At 42.8% G+C, this 12,846-nt stretch carries 12 protein-coding genes; all 12 read right to left on the reverse strand.

Translation table 11 applies throughout. The features are described from left to right. Nucleotides 1-70: 70 nt before the first annotated feature. Nucleotides 71-1,348, reverse strand: coding sequence for a SpoIVB peptidase (gene spoIVB / locus C6W21_RS07000; RefSeq protein ID WP_106049778.1), 1,278 nt, complete (start codon nt 1,346-1,348; stop codon nt 71-73). 198 nt (nt 1,349-1,546) lie between these two features. Then, nucleotides 1,547-3,280: a DNA repair protein RecN gene (recN, locus tag C6W21_RS07005; protein WP_106049779.1), complete on the reverse strand. Its 1,734-nt coding sequence runs from the start codon at nt 3,278-3,280 to the stop codon at nt 1,547-1,549. A 33-nt stretch (nt 3,281-3,313) separates the two neighbouring features. Continuing rightward, nucleotides 3,314-3,763 carry a transcriptional regulator AhrC/ArgR gene (ahrC, locus tag C6W21_RS07010; protein ID WP_024422938.1) on the reverse strand — a complete coding sequence of 150 codons (450 nt, stop codon included), beginning with the start codon at nt 3,761-3,763 and terminating at the stop codon, nt 3,314-3,316. Nucleotides 3,764-4,133: 370 nt separating this feature from the next. Further along, a complete protein-coding gene (locus C6W21_RS07015) occupies nt 4,134-4,988 on the reverse strand; it encodes a TlyA family RNA methyltransferase (RefSeq protein WP_034661248.1) in 855 nt (284 codons plus the stop codon). Continuing rightward, nucleotides 4,985-6,886, reverse strand: coding sequence for a 1-deoxy-D-xylulose-5-phosphate synthase (dxs, locus tag C6W21_RS07020; protein ID WP_106049780.1), 1,902 nt, complete (start codon nt 6,884-6,886; stop codon nt 4,985-4,987). Before dxs ends, C6W21_RS07015 begins: the two co-directional genes overlap by 4 nt. A 150-nt stretch (nt 6,887-7,036) precedes the next feature. Continuing rightward, a complete protein-coding gene (locus tag C6W21_RS07025) occupies nt 7,037-7,933 on the reverse strand; it encodes a polyprenyl synthetase family protein (protein WP_411266015.1) in 897 nt (298 codons plus the stop codon). Continuing rightward, entirely contained in the window at nt 7,917-8,177 is a 261-nt protein-coding gene (locus C6W21_RS07030; RefSeq protein ID WP_003215880.1) for an exodeoxyribonuclease VII small subunit, read from the reverse strand. The genes C6W21_RS07025 and C6W21_RS07030 overlap by 17 nt, the downstream gene beginning before the upstream one ends. Then, on the reverse strand, nt 8,174-9,520 hold the full coding sequence (gene xseA / locus C6W21_RS07035; RefSeq protein ID WP_106049782.1) for an exodeoxyribonuclease VII large subunit: 1,347 nt from the start codon (nt 9,518-9,520) through the stop codon (nt 8,174-8,176). Before xseA ends, C6W21_RS07030 begins: the two co-directional genes overlap by 4 nt. Before the next feature lie 70 nt (nt 9,521-9,590). After that, nucleotides 9,591-10,442 carry a bifunctional methylenetetrahydrofolate dehydrogenase/methenyltetrahydrofolate cyclohydrolase FolD gene (folD, locus tag C6W21_RS07040; RefSeq protein WP_106049783.1) on the reverse strand — a complete coding sequence of 284 codons (852 nt, stop codon included), beginning with the start codon at nt 10,440-10,442 and terminating at the stop codon, nt 9,591-9,593. Nucleotides 10,443-10,453: 11 nt separating this feature from the next. After that, on the reverse strand, nt 10,454-10,849 hold the full coding sequence (gene nusB / locus C6W21_RS07045; RefSeq protein WP_034661255.1) for a transcription antitermination factor NusB: 396 nt from the start codon (nt 10,847-10,849) through the stop codon (nt 10,454-10,456). Between the two features lie 210 nt (nt 10,850-11,059). Then, a complete protein-coding gene (locus C6W21_RS07050) occupies nt 11,060-11,467 on the reverse strand; it encodes an Asp23/Gls24 family envelope stress response protein (protein ID WP_034620383.1) in 408 nt (135 codons plus the stop codon). A gap of 25 nt (nt 11,468-11,492) precedes the next feature. Continuing rightward, nucleotides 11,493-12,842, reverse strand: coding sequence for an acetyl-CoA carboxylase biotin carboxylase subunit (accC, locus tag C6W21_RS07055; protein WP_106049784.1), 1,350 nt, complete (start codon nt 12,840-12,842; stop codon nt 11,493-11,495). Between the last annotated feature and the right edge of the window lie 4 nt (nt 12,843-12,846).

Below are 12,846 nucleotides of genomic sequence, written 5' to 3' on the forward strand. Positions count from 1 at the left end.
TTTTATAACATGATGGCAGAGAAAGAAAGGGGAGAAAAAAACTGCCGGAAGATTCGCGGCAGTTTCATGATCAGCTTGCTTTTTTGTTTTTTTGATAAAGATCGATTCCTGCTTCTGACAGCATCCATTCAATGTGTACCCCGTAGCCGCTTGTCGGATCATTGACAAATACGTGTGTGACCGCCCCAATGACCTTTCCGTTTTGGATGATGGGGCTTCCGCTCATGCCTTGGACGATACCGCCCGTTTTACTTAAAAGACGCTCATCTGTTATCTTCAATACCATCCCTTTTGTTGCCGGGAATTTCTGCGGTGTCGTACTGACGATTTTAATATCAAACTTCTCCACTTTATCATGATCCACAACGGTTAAAATTTCTGCTGGACCTTCTTTTACTTCATTTGATAAAGCGACTGGAAGCGGTTTGTCTGATACATGATTTTCAAGCTTTTCGGTTAATGTACCAAAGATACCAAATGGGCTGTTGCGGGAGATATCCCCTATCGTTTTTCGTTCGGAAGAGAATCTCGCCAGTTTTTCTCCAGGATTGCCTCCTGTGCCTTTTTCAATCGATGTCACGGTTGATCTGACAATTTCACCATTGTCGACAACGATTGGTTTTTTTGTATCCATGTCAGAAATCACATGCCCAAGGGCACCATATTTTTTAGAAGATGGTTCAAAGAAGGTCATCGTGCCGATTCCTGCTGCGGAATCTCGAATGTAAAGACCAATTCGATAGGTGCCTTCACTTGCATCTTTTGCGGGTGTTAATGTTGTTTGAAAGGTTTTATGGTCTCTTTTTATGAGTAAACGAAGCGTTTCACCTGTTTTTCCTGCTTTCTGGATAAATGGGGTGAGGTCATTCATTTTCTCCATCTTTTGACCATTGATTTCAATGATCATATCCCCTGATTGAATGCCTGCGGCTTCGCCTGGTGATTTTTTGCCGTCTGCTGTTGTGATTTGATGAAAACCTACAACGAGAACTCCTACAGAGTGGAGCTTGACGCCAATGGATTGTCCTCCAGGAACGACTTTTAATTCAGGGAGAACGTCGACCTTTGTTTTTTTAATAGGAAATCCTTTAAAATCATAAACAATTTCGGCTTTTCCCGCCTTTTGTCCTGTCACTTCAAGCTGATTCTTTTTCTCTGAAAGACTAAAGGCTTGTGAAGAAGCATTGGCTGACGCTTCTATTGATGTGTCAATTGAGTGCTTCTGTTTTTCAAATACAGCAACATTTGTTGGAATGCTGATGTATTCCTTCACTATGCTCATAAACCCTGTACTTATTAAAGAAACAAGGAGAATCACACCAATGGCTTTTCTCATCTTTTCGGGCATTCATTTTTCACTCTCCTCGCTCCTTACCCACACCAGAACACTCATGTTTTGGCTACATCTTTACTTTTGCCTTCTTCGCTAGGATTTATAACCGGCACCTATAGAAAATGATTGGATAAATTGATAAAAGAAAAAGACGATTTCGCGGGTATATACAGCGATTTTGACGCAATATAAAAAAGGCAGCTGGTTTTTCAGCTACCCTGTTGTTTTGACATCATTTGCTTGATGCAGCAATTCTTTTGCGTGCTGTTTTGTCAGCTCAGTGACTTCCACACCCGCAATCATCCGGCCAATTTCACTCACTTTTTCTTCATGACTTAATGGTTTGACGCTCGTCAGTGTTCTGCCGGCTTTAGAGCGTTTAGAAATGAAGAGGTGCGTATCAGCCATTGCTGCTACTTGCGGGAGGTGCGTAATGCAGAGCACTTGTGAGCCAGCCGCTACTTTGTAAATTTTTTCGGCAATCGCCTGTGCAACTCTGCCGCTTACGCCTGTATCCACTTCATCGAAAATAATGGAAGTGACTTCTTGTTTGGCAGAGAAGATACTTTTCACGGCGAGCATAACACGTGAAATTTCTCCACCAGAGGCTACTTTTGATAAAGATTTCATCGGTTCGCCTGTATTAGTAGAGATAACAAATTGCGCTTGGTCGATTCCGTTTTTTCCGAGCTGGACGGGCTTTCCATCTAGTAGCGGATAGTCCGTGCTGCTAAAAGGCGCATACCGAATGGAAAAGGCTGTGTCAAATGATGACTTCTCCATATACAAATCCTTTAGTTCCGTTTGAATTTGCTTCGCTAGCTTTTTAGCCCATTTTTTACGAAGCTCCGAAACGTTGAGAGCTTCCAGCAAGGCATCACGGCTCATTGCATCCAGTTTGTTTTTAAGCGTCTGCAGGTGACTGTCTCGATTTTGAATTTGATCTATTTCTTCTTCAATCTTCGCCGCATACTCCAAAATTTCCTCAACCGTTGTCCCGTATTTTCGTTTTAGCTGCTTCATTTCATTCAGCCTAGACTCAATAAAATCAAGACGTGCTGGGTCGAACTCTAATTGATCCAGCATGCTTCGCATTTGGAACGTCGAATCCTCTAATAAGTAGTAGGAGTTCGACACTTGTTCGGATAGCTTTTTCAGATCGTCGTTGATCTCAGAAACCTGATCGAGCTCGCTTGATGACATGCCAACCCAATCAAGTCCTCCCTGCTCATTCCGCAAGGCATTATATGCGTTTTGGAGTGAGGAATAGATTTTTTCGTAGTTGCTGATCTGATGACGCTCTTCCTGAAGCTTCTCATCTTCTCCCGGCTCTAATTGTGCCGCTTCAATCTCCTCTAACTGAAATTGCAGTAAATCTAACCGGTGCACCATTTCTTGCTCATTCTCAGAGAGCTGTTTTAGCTTTTGGGCTGTCTTTGTATATTGCTCATATGCTTCTTGATATTGTGACAAAGCAGGTGCAATTTCTTCTGCTCCAAATTGATCGAGCAAATGCAGATGATTTTCATCCTCCATCAATAACTGGTTATCGTGCTGTCCATGTATATCGAGCAAAAGGCGTCCTACTTCTCGTAAAAGCGAGATCGTGACAAGCTTGCCATTGATGCGGCAGATGCTTTTCCCGTTATTGTTAATATCACGGCGAAGAATCATCATTTCATCCGATGCGTCAATTCCTTGCTCTTCGCATAAATCAAATACAGGGTGATGAGCTGGTACAAGAAAAAGCCCTTCCAGCTCTGCCTTTTTTTCACCATAACGAACAAATTCAGACGACCCTCTCCCTCCCACAAGAAGTGAGACTGCGTCAATCATGATGGATTTTCCAGCACCTGTTTCCCCTGTTAGAACTGTGAGTCCTTTTTCAAATGAAACCGTTAACTCTTCAATGATTGCAAAGTTTTTAATGGTTAGTTCTGCTAACACTCATTTGACACCTCTTTTTGTAAACCTGATTCTTTATAGAAGCTCTAAAATTTTGCTCGAAACTGTCTCCGTATCATCTGGTGTACGGCAAATGATCAAAATGGTATCATCTCCGCAAATGGTTCCCATGATTTCTTCCCAATCTAAATTATCCATTAAAGCCCCAATGGCCTGAGCATTACCGGGCATGGTTTTGAGGACGATTAAATGACTGGCAGCATCCATTTTGATAAATGCATCCATTAAGGATCGCTTCAGTTTAGACAGCGGGTTAAACCGCTGATCCGCAGGAAGACTGTATTTATATGTTCCATTGTTCGTCGGCACTTTTACTAAATGTAATTCTTTGATATCTCTAGAAACGGTCGCTTGAGTGATGTTATATCCGTCAGCCTTCAAAATATCGACCAATTCATCTTGTGTTTCGATTTCTTGGCTCGCAATGATTTCTCTAATTTTAATATGCCTTTGACCTTTATTCATGTTTGACCCCCCTAGGCGTTTGATTCTCAGTTTGTCTTTACGTTCTATGTTATATGAACCACAGTTCAAAAAACAAGCATTACGTAAGAAACGATGAATTCTCGTCTTTTGACCATGTAAAAAGGAATAATAGAGAGCTATTATTCCTTTCAGCGTGTAGACAAACCCTCGCATTCGGTGTCAGGTCTGCGCTCCGGTGCTCACGAATATCAAATTCGCTCCGCTCCGGTGCTCGTCCTTCCTAGACTGCAAAGGTTTTCTATCACGCTGGAAAGAAGACAAAGGGCTAAAACCTAGATCATTTTAGCCCTTTGTCAACAATCTGAAAAAGGAATAATAGCGAGCTATTATTCCTTTTGTTTCAATGATCTCATGTGTCAGCCGGCTCAGGACTGTTTTTCTTTTCTTTCAATACAGAATGGGCTTCCTTGACGACCTTTTCAAGCTCTGAAGCCGGAAGTGCCGCATTCTCTTCTTGATCGGGATGAAGCACTAAATGGAGAAGGAACTCAATATTACCGTCTCCACCTGTAATAGGCGAAAATGATACATCTTTGACATCATAGCCTTCTTTTGCAGCAAATTGATTCATCTCTTCCAATACACCAAGATGGACAGACGGATCTCGTACGATGCCTTTTTTCCCAACAAGCTCTCTGCCTGCTTCAAATTGAGGCTTGACGAGTGCAATACAGTCTCCGCCCGGGACAAGAATATGCTTTAAAGCCGGCAGGATGAGTTTAAGTGAAATAAAAGAGACATCAATTGACGCCACTTCTGGCAATCCTTCGGTAAAATCTGCTGGGACGGAATGGCGGAAATTGGTGCGCTCCATGACGATCACTCGGTCATCCTGCCTTAATTTCCACGCAAGCTGATTGTAGCCAACATCAACAGCATATGATTTGACCGCTCCATTTTGAAGAGCACAATCTGTAAATCCGCCTGTTGACGAACCAATATCAATTAGTAATTTCCCTTCAACGGTTAAGTCGAATTCTTTTAGCGCCTTTTCGAGCTTTAACCCGCCGCGACTCACATATTTCAGAGGGTTCCCCTTCACAGTAAGCGGAGTATCACGAGCGATTTTCTCTCCTGGTTTATCCAAACGGTTTTCATTTGAGTAAACGATTCCTGCCATGATGGCACGCTTTGCTTTCTCTCTCGTTTCCATTAGTCCTTGTTCGACTAATAAAACGTCAAGTCGTTCTTTCTTTGATGTCATGATCCAATTCCTTTTCTTGGTGCTGCGGGAAGCAGGTCACGTAAAGTGTCAGCAACCTTTGCTTTCGTCAGACCAATTTCTTCAAGCAGGGCATCAACACTTCCATGCTCAATAAATTCATCTGGAATGCCCATACGTTCTACTTTGATATGAGATGCTTTCTTATCGTGTATATATTCTAATACGCTGCTGCCAAAACCGCCTTGGAGCACAGCTTCTTCAATCGTTAAAATCGGAATGCCTTCAGAAAGAATGTCATTTAACATCGCTTCATCAAGGGGCTTAATAAACCGAGCGTTGACGACACGAATCGATTTTCCTTCTTTTTGCAGTTCCTCTGCGGCTTGCAGCGCCATTTTAATCGTCGTACCAAATGTTAAAATCACGGCGTCCTTCCCTGGTCGAAGAACCTCCCAGGACCCAATCGGAATGGTTTTCAGCTGTTCATCCATTTTCACGCCCAGCCCATTACCGCGCGGGAAGCGCATGGCAATAGGACCGTCATCATACTGAATGGCTGTATTGACCATGTGCTGTCCTTCATTTTCATCCTTTGGCATCATGAGCACCATATTCGGCATATGACGCATGAAGGCAATGTCAAACACACCTTGATGGGTTTCTCCATCTGCACCGACAAGTCCCGCACGGTCAATGCCAATAAACACGTTGAGGTTCTGGCGGCAAATATCGTGCAGCATTTGATCATAGGCTCTTTGCAGGAACGTTGAATAAATCGCTAAAAATGGTTTCATGTCCTGCGTCGCAAGCCCAGCTGCCATTGTGGCTGCATGCTGCTCTGCAATTCCTACATCAAACATCCGCTCTGGAAATTCCTTTGCAAAGCCTTCAAGTTTTGAGCCAACAGGCATCGCAGGTGTGATCGCAACAATCCGCTCATCTTCCCGCGCCAGCTTTCTGACCGTCTCACTGACGAGACCACTCCATGACGGAGCTGCTGCTGCCGGTTTTACAAAATCACCTGTATCGATTTTGTATGGGCCCGTACCGTGCCAAGTCCCGATTTTATCGGATTCTGCCGGCTGATAGCCTTTTCCTTTTTTCGTGATGACATGCAGAAGGACAGGACCTTTTGTTTTCTTTGCATATTCAAGATTTTCAAAAAGATCTTCATACGAATGTCCATCGACAGGACCTAAGTAGGTAAATCCCATTTCCTCAAAGAACATGCCAGATACAAGTAAATATTTGAGGCTGTCTTTGATTCGCTCTGCTGTGGCAGCAAGCTTTCCGCCTACAGCTGGAATGCGCTTGAATAAATATTCGAGCTCGTCCTTTACCCATTGGTATTTGCCAGCTGTACGTAATCTGCCAAGCATTGTGTGAATCGCACCGACGTTTGGTGCAATACTCATTTCATTGTCGTTTAATATGACAATCATATCTTTCTTTTCATCCCCGATATGATTCAAGGCTTCCAGCGCCATACCTCCGGTTAGTGCACCGTCTCCGATAATCGGCAGGATATATTCATCTGTCCCTTTGATATCCCGCGCTGCCGCCATACCCATCGCGCCAGATAACGAGGTTGAACTATGACCTGTCTCCCAAACATCATGCTCGCTTTCATTTCGTTTAGGAAAACCGCAAAGCCCTTTATATTGACGAAGTGTATCAAACTCCGCCCCTCTTCCCGTTAACAGCTTATGAACGTAAGACTGATGTCCAACATCCCAGAGGAATTTGTCTTTTGGGCTGTCAAATACTTTATGAAGCGCAACAGTAAGCTCAACGACTCCGAGGTTCGGACCGATATGCCCGCCAGAGTTAGCTAAGGACTCAATTAAAAACATGCGAATGTCAGCACTAAGCTCCTCTAATTCTGCATTTGACATTCCTTTTAGAAACGTTGGATTTTTTATTGATAAAAGATCCAATCAGGATCAACTCGCTTTCAACAAAATTTCTATATACATATATAATGCCTTATTCCTTTGAAAACCAATGGGGAATAAGAGTTGTCTCATCATGATAAACTGTTTACAGTTTACCACAATTGCTCGAGGACCCTCAAATCTAGGCTGTTTTTAATGATCTCTTGAGGCAATCAGATCACATAAATCATGCAGCAATTGCTGCTCTAATTGAAGATTTGAGACAATTTCTTTTGCACGAGTGATGTGCTCATGCAGCTTTTCTTTTGCTCCTGAAAGCGTTAATAAAGAAGGATATGTCGACTTTTCATTTGCTGTATCAGAGCCGACCCGTTTTCCGATTTTCTCTTCGCTTCCTTCGAGATCTAAAATATCATCACGGATTTGAAACGCAATGCCAATATGATAGCTGAATTCCCTTAGCTTTTCGATATCGTCATCTGATGCTCCTGCCACCATTGCACCTGCCGCGACGCTGAACGTGAGAAGCTTTCCTGTTTTACGGGCGTGAATGGATTCTAGTTCAGTAAGCGATACTTGTTTTTGCTCTGCTTCCATGTCATCAAATTGACCGCCAACCATTCCTAGTGCACCTGCTGACTTCACAAGCTCATCTACAATTCTGAGCTTTTTGTCAGCAGAGACGCTGCTAGCCAGCTGCGATGTAATCAGGCGGAAGCTTTCTGTTAAAAGGGCATCGCCTGCGAGAACCGCTGTTGCTTCTCCGTAAACTTTATGATTTGTCGGTTTTCCTCTGCGAAGGTCATCGTCGTCCATGCAAGGAAGGTCGTCATGTATCAATGAATACGTATGAATCATCTCGACCGCACAGCCGACAGGTATGCCGTCTTCTTCGTTTTTACCGTAGGCATGTAATAGAGCAAGAACGAGAACAGGTCGAAGCCTTTTCCCGCCCGCTTTAAGAGAATAGAGCATAGAAGATTTCAGGTCTTCTGGAATCGTCAATTCCTGAACATATGTAAATAAATAATCTTCAATGGCCTGTTTTCGTGTTGTTAAAAATTCATTTAAATTACTTGTCACCAGCATCTGCCTCCTTCACTGAGAAAGGAGCCAGCTCACCGTCCTCTTTTAAAATGAAATCCATTTGCTTTTCAACATGCTGTAATTTTTCATGACAAAGCTTCGAAAGGGTCATGCCTTCTTGGAAATAATGAATGGCCTGCTCAAGTGGTACATCTCCTTCCTCGAGCTTTCCCACAATCTCCTCAAGACCTTTCATCGCCTCTTCAAATGTCATTTGTTCTTCTTTTTGTTTATTGGATTCTGTCATGATGATTGCCCCTCCTTCTCAATAACCTCACAAATCAGACGTCCATCTTTCATCGTGATAGTCAGCTGATCCTTCGTCTCTACTTGGTTCACACTTTTTATCAGTTCATCTTCTTTATAGGCTAAGCTGTAGCCTCTTTCCATCACTTGAAGTGGATTTAATGCATTTAGTTTACCAAGAACCGATTGGAACTGCGAATGAATTGTTTTCATTTGCACATTCATACTGCGGATGAGCTGTTCTGTTTCGTTGGCGTGGCGTTTTTTCGCCTGATGCAGCTGCTCTTTAGGATGAAGCGGCTTCAGCCTGTATGTTTGTCTGTCTAGTTGACTGCGCTTTTGCTCAATTTGTCTCGTCAGTTGTTTTTGAAAACGATCAAATACCAAATCAAATTGCTGCTCTTTTTGCTCCTGTAATCGTTTTGGAAAACGGAAGGCATAAGAGGATTGCAGCGCAACAAGACGGTCTTTCGCTTGTGAGGTTTGATTCTTTACCGCTCTTGTCAGCCGTATATCAATTGATTTGATTCGTTCAATTAAATCGGTCGTGCTTGGAACAGCAAGTTCGGCTGCTCCTGTTGGTGTGGGTGCTCTCATGTCTGCAGTGAAATCACTGATCGTAAAGTCTGTTTCGTGCCCAACTGCAGATATGATTGGAATGTCTGATGCGAAGATGGCCCTTGCGACAGCTTCTTCATTAAAAGCCCAAAGCTCTTCAATCGAACCGCCTCCTCTTCCGACAATCAAGACATCACAGAGCTGTTTTTCATTCGCTTCCTTGATCCGCTCTACGATGGAACGGGTCGCATGTTCACCTTGAACGAGCGCCGGAAGCACAATGATTTTCGCCTGCTGATAGCGCCGATTGATGGTCGTAATGACATCTCGAACAGCCGCTCCTGTTGGAGACGTAATCACACCAACAACCTCTGGATATTCAGGAATTGGTTTTTTATAGCGCGCATCAAATAAGCCTTCACTTGCTAGCTTTTTCTTCAGCTCTTCATAAGCAAGATGAAGAGCACCAACACCATCAGGCTGCATTTCTTTTGTATATAATTGATAGTTGCCGCTTGGTTCATATACTTGAATCCCGCCGCGTACAAACACCTTCATTCCACTCTTTGGTGAAAAAGGCAGCTTCGCTGCAGAGCGCTGGAACATGACAGCTTGCATGCGTGCGTTTTCGTCTTTTAAGGTGAAGTAAACATGTCCTCTTGAATGAATCTTCACATTGGATAACTCACCTTTGATCCAAATATCTTCTAAATGCGGATCAACATCAAATTTTCTTTTTATGTATTTTGTAAGGGCTGTGACCGTCACAAAGGCTTTTTCACTCATGACGTATTCCTCCTCTTCAAAAACGCACATTCATCCACCAGCAGCATGCAGGTGGATGAATGGATAAAGCTTATGCTAATGTACGTTTTGCTGATTTAACCGTATTGTGTGCAAGCATCGTAATCGTCATTGGACCGACTCCGCCAGGGACTGGTGTGATATAAGAAGCTTTTTCTTTTGCCTCTTCAAAATCAACATCTCCAACAAGCTTCCCAGTATCTAAACGATTGACTCCTACATCAATAACAATAGCGCCTTCTTTAATTTGATCAGCTTTAATAAAGTTTGCTCGACCGACGGCAACAACTAAAATGTCCGCTTTCAACGTATGTTCTGAAATATTCACTGTTCTTGAATGGCAGTAAGTAACCGTTGCGTTTTCGTTTAACAGCAATTGCCCTACTGGTTTACCGACAATATTGCTGCGTCCCACAACAACGACTTCTTTTCCAGAAAGATTAACACCCGTTTTGTTTAGTAATTCAACAATACCCGCTGGTGTACATGGAAGGAATGTGTCCTCCCCAAGCAGCATTTTCCCGATATTCAATGGATGGAAACCATCAACATCTTTTTCAGGTGAAATACGTTCAATAACGGCTTTTTCAGAAATATGTTTTGGCAGTGGAAGCTGAACAAGAATCCCGTGGAATTGGTCATTCGCATTGTACTGATCAATCAGCTGAAGCAATTCTTCTTCTGTTAAAGAAGCATCTAAATGATCAAGCTGGAAATGCATACCCATTGTTTCTGCTGCTTTTTTCTTCCCGCGTACGTAAGAAAGTGAAGCCGGATCATCACCGATTAGAATAACGGCAAGACCAGGTGTGACACCTTTTTGTTTTAGCTCTTCTACTTCTTTTGCTAATTGCTCACGCTTTTCTTTTGCTGTTTCTTTCCCATCGATGATTGTTGCTGTCATGTCGAATCCTCCTATTGCTGCTTTAGGTCGTTTTTAATGTTTGAAAGTACACCATTTACAAATTTCGGTGCTTTATCATCACCGAATAACTTGGCCAGTTCAATCGCTTCATTCATTGAGACACTAAGCGGGATATCTTCTTGATACACCATCTCGTACACAGACAGCCTTAAAATGGCTCTGTCTACGTTTGCAATACGATCGAGTTTCCAATTCACTAGATGCTGTGAAATCATGTCATCGAGCTTGTCCTTTTGTTCAAGCACACCGAAAACCAGCTCCTCGAAAAAAGGATCTGATTCTTGTTCATCCAGCGCATGTGTAATGGCCTCTTTCGGATCAATATTGCTCACATCAATTTGAAATAATGTTTGTAGCGCCTTTTCTCTTGCAGTTCTTCTTTTCATTATTTACTCCTTTAACCACTTTATCCGCTTGTCGTTAAGCCATACAGAGATCATAACATATTTTGACCGTGGTCGCACCAAGATCCATGCGAGCTGTGACGAAAAACGAATCAATCAACGCGTGAGATCATTATTATTCGGAAATGAACCAAAAATGGGCTTTAAAAAACCAAAGAGGCAACGCCTCCTTGGTTTCACTTCAACTCTTTTTTACATTTCTTGATCTACTTCAGCCTCAGATGCTTTAGTATCAAATTGAATACCAACGACATGAATATTGATTTCATTAATCGTTAAGGCAGTCATGTTCAAAAGAGTTTGACGGATATTTTCTTGTACAGCAGTGGATACCTTTGGAATGGATAGGCCAAATTCAACCACACAATACACATCGATTGTGATGCCTTCATCAGAGACATCTACTTTCACACCTTTACGGTGATTTTTCTTACCAAAACGTTCTGCTACATCAGCAGCGAAATTGCCGCGCATTTCGGCAATGCCTTCGACTTCTGAAGCGGCGATCCCAGCAATGACCTCAATCACTTCTGGTGCAATTTGCACTTTTCCCAATTGATCTTCATCAAGGTTCATTTCAAGCAAATTGTTTTCTGACACGATCATTCACCTCCGAAAGCTGTGATTATTTCATGATTTGGTATGTTTCTAAAAACTTCGTATTAAAATTACCGCTCACAAATGTTTCATGCTCAAGTAACCTTAGATGGAATGGGATCGTTGTGTAGACTCCTTCAATGACGAATTCTTGAAGCGAGCGTTTCATTTTCGCAATCGCTTCTTCTCTCGTTTTACCATATGTGATCACCTTTGCAATCATACTATCGTAATATGGCGGAATCACATAGCCCGGATAAGCGGCAGAATCAACACGTACTCCTAGACCGCCTGGCGGAAGATACATTTTAATTTCACCAGCTGATGGCATGAAGTTTTTCTCTGGGTTCTCTGCATTAATACGGCATTCGATCGCCCATCCTTCGTAGACGACATCCTCTTGTGTAAGAGAAAGTTTTTCACCTGATGCCACTTTAATTTGTTCTTTGATCAAGTCAACACCTGTGACCATTTCTGTTACAGGATGCTCTACTTGAATACGGGTATTCATTTCCATGAAGTAGAATTTCTCTTCATTATAATCATAAATGAATTCAACCGTTCCAGCACCAGTGTATTCAACAGCTTCTGCTGCTTTTACGGCTGCTTCACCCATTTGCTCACGGATGTCTGCATTCAGCGCTGGTGATGGCGTTTCTTCAAGAAGCTTTTGCATTCTTCTTTGGATCGAGCAATCACGCTCTCCTAAATGAATAGTATGACCATGCTGATCTGCAAGCACTTGGATTTCCACGTGTCTAAAGTCTTCAATGAACTTCTCTAAATAGACGCCAGGGTTACCAAAGTTTTGCGCTGCTTCCTGCTGCGTGATGGTGACACCATTAATGAGCTCTTCTTCGGTACGAGCCACACGGATTCCTTTACCGCCACCGCCTGCAGTTGCTTTAATAATGACAGGATACCCAATACTTGCTGCTGTTGAAACAGCATCATCAAGATCTTTTACAATGCCTTGAGAACCAGGAACAATCGGAACCCCGGCATCTTTCATTGTTTCCCTTGCGACATCTTTCGTTCCCATTTTGGAAATGGCTGACGCAGTTGGCCCAACAAAGATGACATTGCATTCCTCGCAAAGCTCTGCGAAGTCTGCATTTTCAGCAAGGAAGCCGTATCCTGGATGGATGGCGTCTGTCCCTGTTAATTTTGCTACACTGACAATATTCGTGACATTTAAATAACTATCTTTTGAAGCAGTCGGTCCGATGCAATATGCTTCATCAGCCATTTGAACATGAAGCGCATCGCGATCCGCTTCAGAAAATACCGCAACTGTTTCAATTCCAAGCTCTTTACAAGCGCGGATAATTCTAACTGCGATTTCTCCTCTGTTTGCAATTAATAGCTTTTTAATCATGATC

The organism is Bacillus sp. NMCN1, from assembly GCF_002998085.1.
GTDB lineage: Bacteria > Bacillota > Bacilli > Bacillales > Bacillaceae > Bacillus.

Excerpts from the sequence above, each read along its gene's own strand:
- spoIVB (WP_106049778.1), bottom strand. The coding sequence starts at position 1,348 with ATGCCCGAAAAGATGAGAAAAGCCATTGGTGTGATTCTCCTTGTTTCT.
- ahrC (WP_024422938.1), bottom strand. The coding sequence starts at position 3,763 with ATGAATAAAGGTCAAAGGCATATTAAAATTAGAGAAATCATTGCGAGC.
- C6W21_RS07015 (WP_034661248.1), bottom strand. The coding sequence starts at position 4,988 with ATGACATCAAAGAAAGAACGACTTGACGTTTTATTAGTCGAACAAGGA.
- C6W21_RS07025 (WP_411266015.1), bottom strand. The coding sequence starts at position 7,933 with ATGCTGGTGACAAGTAATTTAAATGAATTTTTAACAACACGAAAACAG.
- C6W21_RS07030 (WP_003215880.1), bottom strand. The coding sequence starts at position 8,177 with ATGACAGAATCCAATAAACAAAAAGAAGAACAAATGACATTTGAAGAG.
- xseA (WP_106049782.1), bottom strand. The coding sequence starts at position 9,520 with ATGAGTGAAAAAGCCTTTGTGACGGTCACAGCCCTTACAAAATACATA.
- folD (WP_106049783.1), bottom strand. The coding sequence starts at position 10,442 with ATGACAGCAACAATCATCGATGGGAAAGAAACAGCAAAAGAAAAGCGT.
- nusB (WP_034661255.1), bottom strand. The coding sequence starts at position 10,849 with ATGAAAAGAAGAACTGCAAGAGAAAAGGCGCTACAAACATTATTTCAA.
- accC (WP_106049784.1), bottom strand. The coding sequence starts at position 12,842 with ATGATTAAAAAGCTATTAATTGCAAACAGAGGAGAAATCGCAGTTAGA.